This window comes from Weizmannia sp. CD-2023, from assembly GCF_036225245.1.
In the GTDB taxonomy this organism is placed as follows: Bacteria; Bacillota; Bacilli; order Bacillales; family Bacillaceae_C; genus Weizmannia; species Weizmannia faecalis.
In genome coordinates, this window is the sequence record NZ_JARTJQ010000014.1 from 1 (window position 1) to 13,198 (window position 13,198).

The following is a 13,198-nucleotide window of genomic DNA, read 5'->3' on the forward strand; positions in this document are numbered from 1 at the left end:
TAATTACCGCGTCAAGATCGGAAGTCATGATGGCTTCTTTTAAAACATCCAAATTTAGGTTAAACTGTAAGTGAGTCATTTTATCTCCTCTTTTCATTGTTTATTGTTGTTGAAAACAGTGTTGCCAAGAGTTGATAAAATGACTCCTTCTTTTTACACAATTATACGGACTTAATCCGTCTATGTTAAGGAAGCGCGAAAAATTGACGGCCTTTCTTCACATAGAGCCCGTCTACGTTAAGAAAGCGCGAAAAAACGAGGTTTTTCCTTCATATAGAGCCTGTCTACGTTAAGAAAGCGTGGAAAATTGGTGGCCTTCCTTAACATAGGATGCGTTTCAAGTGCAAGCTTTTCCCTGTATTCTTTATAAAACCCTTGCATCTAAATTTTTGCCAAAGCTGTCAGTATTCTTGCCAAATCTAGGAATTTTGCTTATTCAGCAAGCCCTAAATAGCCCTTTTCCGGCTGCGGGACTGCCCGCTTTTTTTTGCGCCCGTTTCATTGATGTGAAAGCCAAATTCCTGTATGTTAAAAACAAAGAAAAAATTTCAAAAGGAGCGTTTCCAATGAAAGTGTACGGCCCGGTGGTAGATGATGAGACGCGCTGCATCCATTATGCTTCTCCGTTGGATGTCGTAGCCATCCGTTTTAAATGCTGCGGAAAGTATTATCCGTGTTATCAATGCCATGAGGAAGCGGAAGCCCATCCGATCGAGCGGTGGGAAAAACGGGAATGGGATACAAAAGCGGTTCTTTGCGGCGTCTGCAAGCATGAGATGACGATCCGGGAATATATGGGGGCAAGCGCTTGCCCGCATTGCGGCGCGCCATTTAACCCCGGATGCGCCGCCCATTATCCGCTCTATTTCCAAATCGACCGGGACAAGCCGGCTTGTCAAAAATTTTCACCTTGACCGCTTTTCTGAAATATGGTATCTTAAATGCAATCAAATCCTTTAGTGTATTAGAGTACTAACATAATAAAGAGAAAGTACAGGATGTGAAACCGATGTTTTTACCGGAAGGCAGCCAGGATGAAATGGGCACGGTTGTCAAAAACCGCGCAACCGTGTTTGAATTGTTCCGTCGCACGGCGGAGAAGCGGAATTATACGGAAATCTCGACACCGCTTGTTGAGTACGCGGATACGTTTACAAATGAAAAGGTTGGCATGAAGCTTCAAAATATGCTGAAATGGTTTGACAGCCGCGGCCAGATTGAAGTTTTGCGCCCGGACTGGACCACCTCCATCGCAAGGGCGCTTTCGCAAAAACCGTTTCGGGCGTGTAAATGGGCTTACCAGGGTTCAGTGTTCAGAATGGATACCCCCGGCCTTGAGAGCCGCCAGGTCGGGATCGAAATGGTAGACCTGCCGGAACTTTTAGGGGAAGGTGAATGCCTGTTTTTTGCCCATGACTTTTTTAACAGGCTCGGCGTTACCGGGGTGATGGTGGAGCTTGGCCATGCCGGTATTTTTGAGGAACTGGTCGCACGCCTGAATCTGGAAGACGGCCAGGTTGACCGGTTAAGAGGGGCCATGCACGATAAACGGAAAGATGAAGTATTCGAGATTGCAAGTTTAAGCGGCAATGCAAAAATTGCCGCGGAACTGGCGGGACTTGTGGATGCGTACGGTCCGTTCGAAATGATCCGGACATTTCAGGAAAGATGGAAAACGGAACCGGCACTTTCGGATATGCTTATTCATATCGAAAAGCTTGGTAAAATTTGCATGGCTGTCGGAATGGAAGACATCATGATTGACCTTGGCCGGGTGAAAAATCTGCCCTATTATACCGGCATTTTGTTCCGGGGATTTTTAAAACAAACCGGCGCTTCCTGCTTTTCTGGCGGGCGGTACGACAAGCTGTACGAACAGTTTCACCGCCAAACAACAGCTGTCGGCATTGCTTTTGACGCCGATATGCTGGCTGAGGAACTGGTTCAGGAAGAAAAACCGGAAAAAATCTGCATCATTGCCGGGGAAGAAACGCTTGCGGAAGCAGAAAAGCTGCGGGCTGCATACGACGGAAAAATCGTGGATATCCGTTTCGCGCCGCCTGCAGAAGGCGAATTCAGTAAGGTCCTCAAGTTTAAAAATGTGGGCGGCCATTGGGAGGCGGAAGAAATTTGACGATCAGCATTGCCCTTACAAAAGGGAGAGTGGAAAAACAATTTTTGCAATATTTAAAGTCGCGCGGCTTTCATGTTGAACCGCTCGTTGAAAAAGGGAGAAAACTCCTCGTTGAAACGGATGCATTCACCTGCATTTTCGTAAAAGGCTTTGATGTTGCAACATATGTAGAGTACGGCATTTGCGATCTTGGCATTGTCGGGGAGGACATTTTGGCGGAAACGCATCCCGATGTTTTCGATTTAATGCCGCTTCCGTTCGGGAAATGCCGGTTTGCCCTTGCAGGTAAACCGGAGGCTGTCCGCCATCAGCGGAAACGCCGGATCGCAACCAAATACCCAAATGTGACCGAGCAATTTTTCCGCGAAAAAGGGGAATCGGTGGACATCGTGAAACTCGAAGGCTCCGTTGAACTCGCGCCGATCGTTGGCCTTGCTGATGCAATTGTCGACATCGTGGAAACGGGTAACACATTGAGAGAAAACGGGCTTACCGTCATAGAGGAGATTCGGCCGGTCACAGCGCGGCTGATCGCCAACCGGTCGGCGTTAAAAATAAAAAAGCAGGCAATCCGGCCGTTTATTGAAAAACTACAGGGAGAAGGGGTCGCAAAATGATGCGGGAATACACAAAAGAAGCATTTGCCGAAACGTTTCTGCAATCGAAAGACAAGAGCGGCGCGCACGATGAAGACGTGCTGCGCACCGCGAAGGAAGTACTGGAAGACATCCGCTTAAACGGAGATGCCGCCGTGAAAAAATATGCCGCCAAATTTGACGGGGAAGTGCCGGAACCGTGGGAAGTTTCTCCGGAAGAACGCAAACAGGCATGGCGCGAAGTCCCACAGGATGTGATTTCCGCTTTGCAAAAAGCAGCGGAAAATATCCGCCGTTTCCACGCGAAACAGCTGCAAAACTCCCGGATCATGGAAATGAATGAAAACATCATTTCAGGTCAGCTGTTCCGGCCGGTGGAAAAAGCCGGGATTTATGTGCCGGGCGGGACCGCCTGCTATCCGTCATCCGTCCTCATGAACGCAATCCCCGCTGTCCTTGCCGGCGTGGAAGAAGTGATCATGGCGACACCGGCGAGAAACGGCACGAAAATTGCACCGGTTTTATCCGTAGCGGCCGATATTGCCGGTGTCGGGACCATTTACAAACTTGGCGGCATCCAGGCGATCGGGGCGCTTGCATACGGCACGGAAACGATTCCTGCAGTCGATAAAATTGTTGGCCCCGGGAACGCATATGTTGCTGCCGCTAAATCGCTTGTATATGGCACGGTCGGCATCGACATGATCGCAGGCCCGTCGGAAGTCGCCATCATTGCCGATGAAAATGCCAACCCGGCGTATATAGCAGCCGATCTGATCGCCCAGGCTGAACACGACGAACGTGCAAGAACGTTTTTGTTCACCACCTCACAGAAACTGATCAATGAAACAAAAGCGGCACTTGAAAAACAGCTTGTTGTCCTCCCGCGCCGCGACATCGCAGAAGTGTCCATCAAGATGCAAAGTGCAGCCGTGCTTGTTGAATCGATAGATGAAGCCTTTGCACTTTCGAACCGGCTTGCGCCAGAACATTTGGAAATTCAGGTGGAAAATCCGCTCTTGCAGCTCTCAAAAGTGAAAAATGCCGGCTCCGTTTTTCTCGGTGAAAACACGCCGGAAGCCATCGGCGATTATTACGGCGGCCCGAACCACATCCTGCCGACATCGGGAACGGCACGGTTTTCTTCCGGTTTGTCTGTTGACGATTTTTATAAAAAAATTACGTATTTATATTATGGTGAAAAAGCTTTACAGCAAGCGGCGCCGGATGTGATGGCGATTGCTACGGAAGAGCGGCTCGCTGGGCATGCGCGGGCGGTCCAAAAACGGGTGAAAGGGTGAGTGCGTTGCGGAAAGCGGCAAAAAGCAGAAAAACAAATGAAACATGTATTGAGATTGCCGTCAATCTGGACGATCCGGCGGAAGTGAAAGTGGATACGGGTGTCGGATTTTTTGACCATATGCTCGAACTGTTCGCGCGGCACGGGCGCATCGGACTTGTTGTAAAAGCGGAAGGCGATTTGCATATTGACAGCCACCATACCGTCGAAGACACCGGGATTGTGCTCGGCCAGCTGGTGCGTGAAGCGCTCGGTGATAAAGAAGGCATCACCCGTTACGGCTCCGCTTATGTCCCGATGGATGAAGCGCTCGGCTTTGTCGCCCTCGACATCAGCGGCCGGCCTTTCCTGCATTTTGAAGCGGAATTCGAAAACCCGAAGCTCGGCAATTTTGACACAGAACTTGTGCGCGAATTTTTCCAGGCGTTTGCGTTCCAGGCGGCGGTTACCCTCCACGCCAGGGTGCTGTACGGCGAAAACACCCATCACAAAATCGAATCGCTGTTTAAGGCGTTGGGACGGGCGCTTCACCAGGCAGTGGAAGTTGACCCGGAAATCAAAGGCGTCAATTCGACAAAGGGGCTGATAGAATGATCGCAATTGTCGACTACGGCATGGGTAATATTGCAAGCGCCTCGAACGCTTTCCGTACGCTTGGGCTTGAGGTTGCCGTAACGGACGACCCGGAAAAACTCGCTGCCGCCACCCACATCATCCTGCCCGGCGTCGGTGCATTTAAAGCAGCAGTGGACGAAATTGAAAAGCGCGGGCTGCGGCCGGTTTTAACGGAGCTTGGGAAGAAAAAGCCGTTTCTCGGCATTTGCCTCGGGATGCAGCTGTTATTTGAAACAGGATTTGAAAATGGTGTTGCGGAAGGGCTCGGCTTTATTCCGGGGACGGTGGAACGGATTCAGACGAATGAAATTTTACCGCATATCGGCTGGAATACGCTCGATGTGAAACCGGGTTTTCCGGCTTTTGCGCCGTTTCAGCATCAACATGTGTATTTCGTTCACTCCTACCAGGCGAAAACAGAGGCGCCGTATATTGTGGCTTCAACCGATTACGGGGCGGAAATTCCGGCCATTGTCAAAAACGGGAATGTGTATGGGATGCAGTTTCATCCCGAAAAAAGCGGCAAAACCGGCATGGCACTGTTAAAAATATTTTTGCAGGAAAGCAGTTTGGAGGTACAGGCATGAGAATTATCCCGGCTATCGATTTAATTGGCGGAAAATGCGTAAGGCTTTACCAGGGGGATTTTAACCAAACGACAGAAGTGGCACCCGACCCGGTGGCACAGCTGGAACGCTTTATTGAAATGGGGGCGGAAATGGTCCATATTGTCGATTTGGACGGCGCAAAGACAGGCCGGCCGGCACAGTTTGAACTGATTGCCTCTTTATGCAAGACTGCCGCCGTTCCAGTCGAGGTAGGCGGCGGCATCCGCAATTTGGACACAGTCCATCAATATGCGGAAATAGGCGTTTCCCGGATTGTGCTCGGAACGGCCGCAATCGAAAACCGGGATTTTTTAAAAGCGGCGGTCGCCGAATATCCGGAGAAAATCGTCGCCGGCATTGATGCAAAAAACGGGAAAGTCGCGGCACACGGCTGGCTTGCTGTTACCGAAATGGATTACATCGGTTTTGCAAAAGAAATAGAAAGCCTGGGCGTTTCGCGCATCGTCTTTACCGATATATCGAGGGATGGCACGATGAAAGGCCCGAACCTTGATGCGTTAAAAGCGCTCATTGAAGCGGTCAGCTGTGACATCATTGCTTCCGGCGGCATCACAAGCGAACAAGACGTGAAAAACCTGGATGCAATCGGCGTCAAGGAAGGCATTGTTGGCAAAGCGATTTACGAAGGCAAAATCCGGCTCAAGGGGGCGGCACGATGATCGCAAAACGGATTATTCCGTGCCTCGATGTGAAAGACGGGCAGGTTGTAAAAGGAACAAATTTTGTCGGGCTCCGCAATGTCGGCGATCCCGTTGAGCTTGCAACATTTTATTCGGAAAGCGGCGCTGATGAACTGGTTTTTCTTGATATTACCGCAACCCACGAACAGCGCGATACGGTCATCAATATGGTGGAAAGGACAGCTGAAAATGTGTTTATCCCGTTTACGGTCGGCGGCGGCGTGCGGACGATTTTCGACGTGACCCGCCTGTTAAAGGCCGGCGCCGATAAAGTGTCGGTGAACTCGGCGGCGATCAAAAACCCGGACCTGATCCGAAAGGCGTCCGACCGGTTTGGTGCGCAGTGTGTCGTCGTGGCGATTGATGCCAAAAAAACTGCGGAGGGGAAATGGACTTGTGTCGTAAACGGTGGCCGCATCGATACCGGAATCGATGCGATTGAATGGGCGAAGGAAGCAGAACGGCTCGGTGCCGGGGAAATTTTACTGACGAGCGTTGATACCGACGGGGTAAAAGACGGCTTTGACCTGGCGCTGACAAAAGCGGTCGCCGGTGCCGTCAAAATTCCAGTGATCGCATCGGGCGGTTGTGGCAAACCGGAACATTTTGCCGAAGTGTTGAAAGAAACAGGCGCTTCTGCAGCCCTTGCCGCCTCCATTTTTCACGATGGCACGTTTACCATCCGGGAAGTAAAAGACATTTGCAGCAAAGAAGGGGTGAACATCCGTGAAGCTTGATTTTTCGAAAGGGCTGATTCCGGCCATTGTGGTCGACGATGCGACGGGGGATGTGCTCATGCTCGCTTATATGAATGAAGAAGCGTACGAAAAAACGCTTGAAACGAAAGAAACCTGGTTTTATTCCCGGTCCCGCGGCAGCCTTTGGCATAAAGGCGAAACGAGTGGAAACACGCAAAAAGTAAAATCGCTCCAGGTGGATTGTGATGCCGACACGCTTTTAATCCGTGTTGACCCGGAAGGCCCTGCCTGCCACACGGGGGAAAGGACATGCTTTTATACAAGGCTAGATGAAAAAGGGGAAGCGGTGGAAGCGGAAATTCCCTCCAACCGGCGCATCTTTGACGTGCTGGAAGAGGAGATGGAAAGCCGGAAAATCAAGCCGGTTGAAAATTCCTATACCAATTATTTGTTTGAGAAGGGCATCGATAAAATCGCAAAAAAATTTATTGAAGAAGCGGGCGAGGTCATCATCGCTGCCAAAAACAACAGCAAATCAGAACTCATTTACGAAACAGCGGATTTGTTGTTTCATACCTTTGTCCTTCTGTCTAACCAGAATGTCAAACTATCGGAAGTGGAAGCCGAACTGCAGGCCCGTTCTGCCAAAAAAGGCAACAGCAAAGGCGACCGGAAAAAAATCGAAAAATGGTAATGAAAAAAGGATGTCCGGATAAGGGACATCCTTTTTCCATTACTTGATGCCGGCACGGCAGGGTTATTTACAAACGCGGATGTAATAATACAGCGTCGTTCCGTCTTTCACTTTCGAGAGCACTTCATGCCCATGCCGTTTGCACGACGCCGGCACGTTAATAAAAGATTGCGGGCAGTCGGCGATCACTTCCAATATTTTCCCGTCTTCTAATTTTTCGATGGCCTCAAGCGTATAAAGCTCCGGATACGGGCATGATTCGCCACGGACATCCAGTGTTGCATCCACAGTAAAATTTTCCGCCATTTTTACCGCCTCCTGATTACGCAGACGTTTTCTTTTCGAATAACGTGCGTTTTGCGTTTATTTTTTTCGTATACCAATTTTCCCGCCATACGATAAGAAGATAAAGGGCCAGCAGAAAAGCGCCCGTACCGAAAAGCGCCCCGCCCCATCCGAATGACGTGACAATATTGACTTCCGGCCATCCTTTGACAAACACATCGAAAATGCCCCAATGATCCCATCCGTATGCCAGGAGGGTTGCCCCAACGATATTGCCGGCGCCGACTGCAAAAAATTGCACTTGCCCCTCTGTAATGCGGTACATCCACCCTGTTTCACAACCTCCGGCAATGACAATGCCAATGCCAAACAGGACGCCGCCGACAAGGGCACCCGGGCTTGCCCAGTGGATAACAGGGGCTTCGCCTTTAAATATGAAAATAGCGGTGCCTGCCGTCTGGATCGCCATTCCCACAATGATCGCTTTTCCGAGCGTGCCCCGCCCGGTCAGCCATAAATCCCTGAGCCCGGAAGTAAAGCAAATTTGGCCGCGCTGGATCAGTATCCCAAATGCCGCCCCGAACAGTGCGGCAAGCCCCAGCATTATTTTACCGGATATGAGATACCAGGCGGCAATCAGCGCGATAAAAAGCAAAACCAAAACAGCAGCATAAAGCTGGTAGTTCCCGTGTTGCGGATCCGGCTGTGTGCTTTTGGCAGCATGCCGGCTGAACGATATTTTTGGTTTTCCTTTAAAAATGGGCAATACGGCAAGTTTGACGCCAAAATAAGTACCGATCGCGGTGCCGACAATAAAGAACCAGGCGTGGAGAGAAAATTGCGGCAGTCCCGTAAAAAACGCAGCCAAATTGCAGCCCATCGCAAGGCGCGTTCCGAATCCGGCAATGATGCCGCCAATAAAACCCCACACCCAGCGCCGTTTCTGGCGGGGAACTTTCCATTTAAAATTCTTGCTGGCAAGGGCACTGAACAAACTGCCAAGCAGCATGCCGATGACCAGCCATCCGTCTGTCCGGTCCTGCGGCTCTCCGATCAGTTTGATCGCTTTAAAATACGCCCAATCAGCCGTATCGACGCCGAACAGCTGAAGCAAATTCCCTCCCCAGCGGGTAAATTCGCCTGTGACGGCCCAGAGCGTTCCGGTCAGCCCAAAATAAAAAGCAGCAAACACGCCTGCCAACAGTAAGACAATAAAAGGATTCCAAAACCCGCTGAAGTACTTTTCATGGGCTTTTTCCAACCATATACGCATGCCTTTCCGGCCTCCTTCATGAAAAATCATACATTCCCTATTATAGCAGAGTTTTCCGTCGGCACATTGATAAAAGTAAAGGTTGTAAAGCGGTTTGCTTTTTCAAATCTGAAAATAATGGTAAAATAATGAAACATATCATGGGGAAAGGGGGGAGATGGCCCGGGGACGGCGTATACCTGGACCAGCGAAGCAACAAATGGGAAACAATCAAAAAAGCGGGATGTTATACACCTTTTTTGCTTATTTTTTGTGGGGGCTTTTTCCGATTTACTGGAAAATGATTGAGCAGGTGCCTGCTATTGAAATTCTCGCACACCGCATTTTCTGGTCTTTTATTTTTATGATCATACTTTTAGCCTTTTTAAGGAAAATGGGTGATTTAAAAACGAGCATAAAAGAAGGGGTCCGCCACCCGCGCACGCCGCTTTTATTGCTTCTCGCGTCCGTGCTTGTGAGCGGGAACTGGTTTATCTACATATGGGCGGTCAACAACGGGCATGTCATTGAAACAAGTATGGGATATTACATCAACCCACTTGTCAGCATCCTGCTCGGGATGGTCTTTTTGAAAGAAAAACTGAACCGATGGCAATGTCTTGCTTTTCTGCTGGCAGCGTGCGGCGTCGCGATCCAGACGTTCAGCTACGGGCATATTCCCTGGATCGCCATCGGCCTTGCCCTCACATTTGGGTTTTACGGCCTTGTGAAAAAGAAAGTGGACATTGATGCTTTTATCGGCCTGACATTCGAAACATTCTTTGTGATGCCGGTTGCGCTCCTCTACTTACTGGTGATCCAGGTAAAAGGCACGGCATCTTTTGCAACGGTTTCACCGGGATTAACCGTATTGTTAATTGGCACAGGCGTTGTGACGGCAATCCCGCTCATTTGCTTTGCACAGGGGGCAAGAAGCATTTCCCTGACAATGATCGGCTTTTTCCAATACTTGACGCCGACGATGACGCTGATCATGGGCATTGCCTTTTTCAAGGAACCTTTTACGCATGTGCAGCTTTTGTCCTTTGCTTTTATCTGGCTGGCGCTTATCGTGTTTTCCGTTTCCGGTTTTTTGCCGAAGAAGAAATTCCATGTGGAAGAAGTTGCCTGAGGTTGCCATGCCGGAACGGGTTTACTGGAAAAGTTTTTAAATGCATACAAAAAAGCGGCGGGAACCCACCTGGTTTGTCCCGCCGCTTTTATATATGCGGCAACTTGTCTGCTAAAAAAGGTATTTTAACAAATGATCTTTTCGGCCGGCTTTTTTTTAACGGGAAATTTCAGGTATAATAGGGAAGATCGAAGTCACAAGGGAGATTGGTTTATGTCCAGGTTCCAGTTCCGCCCGGCAACGTTTAAAATGGTTTTTTTCATGTATTTGCTGGGCACGGTTATTTTTGCCATTTTGTATTTGCTGCCGGTTTCACACAAACAGCCGTTGCTGCCGGTAGATGCTTTTTTCCTGTCCGCAAGCGCCATTAGTGCAACAGGGCTGTCCACTGTTACCGTTGCGCAAGAACTTACAACGGCTGGAAAAATCATCCTGCTCATCCAGATGGAAATCGGCGGGATCGGCGTCATGGCCTTGGTCGGTGCGCTTTTAATTGCATTGCGGACGAACGCGCCTGTTCCGTCTCAAACATTGATGATTTTTGACCAGAACCAGAACAGCAGCCGTTCGATATCCAAACTGATGGCATTTATTGTAAAATACACATTAATCGTCGAGACGGCAGGCTTTCTGCTGATTCTGCCGTCTGCACTACAGCACGGCAGCCATGCTTTTGCCGCTTTTTTTCTTTCGGTGTCGACATTTACAAACGCCGGCTTTGAAATTTCGGGAAACGGGCTTGATAATTTTAAAGGCGAACCGTTCGTGCTTGCCGTTTTAAGCTGTATGATCATTCTGGGCGTCCTCGGGTTTGCCGTCGTCATGGAGTTTTTGCAGTCGCGCCGGAAAAAGAAAAGCCTTTATTTCAAAGTAAATGTTTTGATGCACGGCATTTTGCTTTTGACCGGCTTTCTTTTCTTCTTTTTTGTCGATTTTATACATATGCCGGGGCTTTCTTTTACAGAAAAAATTATCCAGTCCCTGTTCTTCAGTGCGGCGCCGAGAAGTGGGGGATTGGCATCGCTCGATTTGCACGTTTTTTCTTTTCCGTCTTTGCTATTTATGGTCGTGCTCATGTTTATCGGCGGGTCGCCAAGCAGCTGTGCCGGCGGGATCCGGACGACCACATTCGCCGTCATTCTTGCCAAATTGTGGTCTGTTATCCGCGGTTCAAATGAGACACATATGTTCAGAAAGACGCTGTTTGTCGAAGACGTAAACAAAGCCTTTCTCGTCTTTTTCGCTTTTCTGTTTTTGTTCTTTTTCTCATTTTTTGTATTGTCTTTTACGGAAAAAGCAGCGCCATTTCCGCTTGCATTTGAAATTATGTCGGCGCTGTCGACATGCGGCTTTTCACTCGGGATCACGGCCGGGCTGACGGTGTTCGGCAAAATTTGGCTGGCTTTCCTTATGCTGATTGGCCGTCTCGGGGTAATTATTTTGATCTATACCTTTATGAATCAAAAAAAATCCACAATCAAATATGCAAAAGAATCCATTTTAATCGGCTAGGGGTGGGATTGTGAAACATTTAAAAGAAAGTTTTCTAGTGCTCGGGCTCGGCCGCTTCGGGTCAAGTGTGCTGAAAGAATTGGCGAGGCTCGGATACGATGTTGTCGGCGCCGATAAAAATGAAAAGGTGCTTCAAGATGAGGAACTGCAGGACGCCGCATCGTACCTTGCAGAAGGCGATGTGACCAGCACCGCTTTTTTGGAAGAATTAAATGTAACCAATTTTGATGCGGTGGTCGTCAGCATGGGAGATGATTTTGAATCTGCCATTTTAACGGTGCTTGCTTTAAAAGATCTTGGCTGTGAGACGGTTTATGCGAAGGCGAATGATCAAAAGCGGGGGAGGGGCTTGAAAGGGGCCGGTGCGACGGACGTATTTTTCCCCGAAGAAGAAACGGGGCGCCGGGTTGCCTACCATATTGCAAACCCGGGTATTTTGCAGTATATCCGTCTGTCACCGTATTGCTCCGGCCTTGAGATGACAGTGCCGGAAGATTTTATCGGAAAGTCTCTGACAGAACTCGATTTCCGCAACAGGTATAAAGCCCTTGTTGTCATGGTCACTTCCCAGACTGAAGAAACGCCGGTTGTCTCGCCGGCGCCGGATTATATTTTTCAGCCAGGGGACACCATTTTCACAGTCGGTGCGGAAAAAGATTTGGAAAGACTGCGCCGGAAATTTTACTAGAAAGGTGAGGTATTTTCCGGCTGCGTTGAATTGAACTGCAGGAGCTGCCGTTTTTCCGGCCTGGGGATCCCATTCGGGGCGTCGGCACGGGAGCCGGAAAAATTTATCCGCCGGGGGATAAGTCTCCTGGCCCCTACTACATATTTTGCAGAAAAATCGTTGCGGTTAAATACCGCCTTGCGAGCATTTGAAAATAAGCCGTAAAAACGGAAAGGGTCGCGATGACGATGGTGTTGCGGATGGCTTCTTTTTTCGGGTCGTCCGGCGATATGTATTTCGATATCATCTCTTCCGCTTTTTCAGTAACCATACCTTCCATTGCTGAAATCATATGTTCATGTTTTTCGGCCGGGAAACGCCCGACTTCCCGCATGGAATTCAGCTCCTCGAAAAGCTGGGAATAAGTGGCATACAGCTGTACCGGATTAATCAAATCATCATGCTCATCTTCGGGGTCATTGACGATCAATTGCAACAGCTTACGGATGGAATCGAAATCGAGCGCCGTTTTCAAGTCTTCCACCAGAAACAGTAGCGCCATCTGGTCAATCGAATATTTTTTCCCTTTTTCCGGCGCCACGATCATTTCTTTAATATCGCGCTTGACCCAGTTTTGAATCGCGGTCAGTGTAAAATTTGTATTTTCAATCTGGCTTCCGAGCGCCACGATTTCATTTAACGAAAATCCGAAGTCATCCGTGTTCTTCTTCAGTATTTTTGTAAAGATGGGGGGCATTACAGCAGCTGCAAAGGGGTGATGCGGGTCTTTGCCACCGTTTTTCTTTGCCCATAAGCCTTGTAAAAACGTTGCAGGCGTCATGGGGCCTGCTCCCTTCAGCGCAAGTAGCAGATCTGCCATTTCCCTGCGTGTCATTTGGAATAGTTCCATTAACAGCACCTCCCAAACATTGGCATGCTACTTTTTATCGTAAGATTGATGGATGGAAAAGTCAATGATGATGATAAGACTCTTTGTATCCTTT

The 13,198-nt window shown here is 49.1% G+C and carries 15 protein-coding genes; 12 read left to right on the top strand and 3 right to left on the bottom strand.

Features of this window, described 5'->3' with window-relative positions; translation table 11 throughout:
• The first annotated feature begins 566 nt into the window (after positions 1 to 566).
• The 9 genes from P9687_RS01665 (at position 567) to hisIE (ending at position 7,346) form a co-directional block, all read left to right on the top strand.
• Positions 567 to 914, top strand: a complete 348-nt coding sequence (locus P9687_RS01665; protein ID WP_014098414.1) for a CHY zinc finger protein — start codon at positions 567 to 569, stop codon at positions 912 to 914.
• A 95-nt stretch (positions 915 to 1,009) separates the two neighbouring features.
• Positions 1,010 to 2,134 carry an ATP phosphoribosyltransferase regulatory subunit gene (locus tag P9687_RS01670; RefSeq protein WP_035188908.1) on the top strand — a complete coding sequence of 375 codons (1,125 nt, stop codon included), beginning with the start codon at positions 1,010 to 1,012 and terminating at the stop codon, positions 2,132 to 2,134.
• Entirely contained in the window at positions 2,131 to 2,751 is a 621-nt protein-coding gene (hisG, locus tag P9687_RS01675; RefSeq protein WP_168986006.1) for an ATP phosphoribosyltransferase, read from the top strand. Before P9687_RS01670 ends, hisG begins: the two co-directional genes overlap by 4 nt.
• Entirely contained in the window at positions 2,748 to 4,031 is a 1,284-nt protein-coding gene (gene hisD / locus P9687_RS01680) for a histidinol dehydrogenase (RefSeq protein ID WP_035188912.1), read from the top strand. The genes hisG and hisD overlap by 4 nt, the downstream gene beginning before the upstream one ends.
• 5 nt (positions 4,032 to 4,036) lie before the next feature.
• Positions 4,037 to 4,624, top strand: a complete 588-nt coding sequence (hisB, locus tag P9687_RS01685) for an imidazoleglycerol-phosphate dehydratase HisB (RefSeq protein WP_026104542.1) — start codon at positions 4,037 to 4,039, stop codon at positions 4,622 to 4,624.
• Positions 4,621 to 5,232 carry an imidazole glycerol phosphate synthase subunit HisH gene (gene hisH / locus P9687_RS01690; protein WP_014098409.1) on the top strand — a complete coding sequence of 204 codons (612 nt, stop codon included), beginning with the start codon at positions 4,621 to 4,623 and terminating at the stop codon, positions 5,230 to 5,232. The genes hisB and hisH overlap by 4 nt, the downstream gene beginning before the upstream one ends.
• Positions 5,229 to 5,933: a 1-(5-phosphoribosyl)-5-[(5-phosphoribosylamino)methylideneamino]imidazole-4-carboxamide isomerase gene (gene hisA, locus P9687_RS01695; protein WP_014098408.1), complete on the top strand. Its 705-nt coding sequence runs from the start codon at positions 5,229 to 5,231 to the stop codon at positions 5,931 to 5,933. The genes hisH and hisA overlap by 4 nt, the downstream gene beginning before the upstream one ends.
• Positions 5,930 to 6,691 (top strand): imidazole glycerol phosphate synthase subunit HisF, encoded by a 762-nt coding sequence (hisF, locus tag P9687_RS01700; protein WP_014098407.1) that lies wholly within the window; start codon positions 5,930 to 5,932, stop codon positions 6,689 to 6,691. Before hisA ends, hisF begins: the two co-directional genes overlap by 4 nt.
• Entirely contained in the window at positions 6,681 to 7,346 is a 666-nt protein-coding gene (hisIE, locus tag P9687_RS01705; protein WP_014098406.1) for a bifunctional phosphoribosyl-AMP cyclohydrolase/phosphoribosyl-ATP diphosphatase HisIE, read from the top strand. The genes hisF and hisIE overlap by 11 nt, the downstream gene beginning before the upstream one ends.
• Before the next feature lie 63 nt (positions 7,347 to 7,409).
• Here the strand turns inward: hisIE and yedF are convergent, their stop codons facing one another.
• Positions 7,410 to 7,652, bottom strand: coding sequence for a sulfurtransferase-like selenium metabolism protein YedF (gene yedF / locus P9687_RS01710; protein WP_014098405.1), 243 nt, complete (start codon positions 7,650 to 7,652; stop codon positions 7,410 to 7,412).
• Between the two features lie 16 nt (positions 7,653 to 7,668).
• Positions 7,669 to 8,904 carry a selenium metabolism membrane protein YedE/FdhT gene (gene yedE, locus P9687_RS01715; protein ID WP_026683472.1) on the bottom strand — a complete coding sequence of 412 codons (1,236 nt, stop codon included), beginning with the start codon at positions 8,902 to 8,904 and terminating at the stop codon, positions 7,669 to 7,671.
• A 157-nt stretch (positions 8,905 to 9,061) separates the two neighbouring features.
• On the opposite strand from yedE, the gene rarD reads away from it, so the two are divergent.
• The 3 genes from rarD (at position 9,062) to P9687_RS01730 (ending at position 12,215) form a co-directional block, all read left to right on the top strand.
• Positions 9,062 to 10,015 (top strand): EamA family transporter RarD, encoded by a 954-nt coding sequence (gene rarD / locus P9687_RS01720; protein ID WP_052123288.1) that lies wholly within the window; start codon positions 9,062 to 9,064, stop codon positions 10,013 to 10,015.
• Positions 10,016 to 10,228: 213 nt separating this feature from the next.
• Positions 10,229 to 11,527, top strand: coding sequence for a TrkH family potassium uptake protein (locus P9687_RS01725; RefSeq protein ID WP_019721188.1), 1,299 nt, complete (start codon positions 10,229 to 10,231; stop codon positions 11,525 to 11,527).
• A gap of 10 nt (positions 11,528 to 11,537) precedes the next feature.
• On the top strand, positions 11,538 to 12,215 hold the full coding sequence (locus P9687_RS01730; protein WP_014098401.1) for a potassium channel family protein: 678 nt from the start codon (positions 11,538 to 11,540) through the stop codon (positions 12,213 to 12,215).
• 136 nt (positions 12,216 to 12,351) lie between these two features.
• Here P9687_RS01730 and P9687_RS01735 read toward each other — a convergent pair whose 3' ends face one another.
• Positions 12,352 to 13,104, bottom strand: coding sequence for a DUF1836 domain-containing protein (locus P9687_RS01735; protein ID WP_014098400.1), 753 nt, complete (start codon positions 13,102 to 13,104; stop codon positions 12,352 to 12,354).
• Positions 13,105 to 13,198: the final 94 nt, after the last annotated feature.

Excerpts from the sequence above, each read along its gene's own strand:
- P9687_RS01735 (WP_014098400.1), bottom strand. The coding sequence starts at position 13,104 with ATGGAACTATTCCAAATGACACGCAGGGAAATGGCAGATCTGCTACTT.
- hisD (WP_035188912.1), top strand. The coding sequence starts at position 2,748 with ATGATGCGGGAATACACAAAAGAAGCATTTGCCGAAACGTTTCTGCAA.
- yedF (WP_014098405.1), bottom strand. The coding sequence starts at position 7,652 with ATGGCGGAAAATTTTACTGTGGATGCAACACTGGATGTCCGTGGCGAA.
- hisH (WP_014098409.1), top strand. The coding sequence starts at position 4,621 with ATGATCGCAATTGTCGACTACGGCATGGGTAATATTGCAAGCGCCTCG.
- P9687_RS01725 (WP_019721188.1), top strand. The coding sequence starts at position 10,229 with ATGTCCAGGTTCCAGTTCCGCCCGGCAACGTTTAAAATGGTTTTTTTC.
- hisA (WP_014098408.1), top strand. The coding sequence starts at position 5,229 with ATGAGAATTATCCCGGCTATCGATTTAATTGGCGGAAAATGCGTAAGG.
- rarD (WP_052123288.1), top strand. The coding sequence starts at position 9,062 with ATGGCCCGGGGACGGCGTATACCTGGACCAGCGAAGCAACAAATGGGA.
- P9687_RS01665 (WP_014098414.1), top strand. The coding sequence starts at position 567 with ATGAAAGTGTACGGCCCGGTGGTAGATGATGAGACGCGCTGCATCCAT.
- hisF (WP_014098407.1), top strand. The coding sequence starts at position 5,930 with ATGATCGCAAAACGGATTATTCCGTGCCTCGATGTGAAAGACGGGCAG.
- yedE (WP_026683472.1), bottom strand. The coding sequence starts at position 8,904 with ATGCGTATATGGTTGGAAAAAGCCCATGAAAAGTACTTCAGCGGGTTT.
- P9687_RS01670 (WP_035188908.1), top strand. The coding sequence starts at position 1,010 with ATGTTTTTACCGGAAGGCAGCCAGGATGAAATGGGCACGGTTGTCAAA.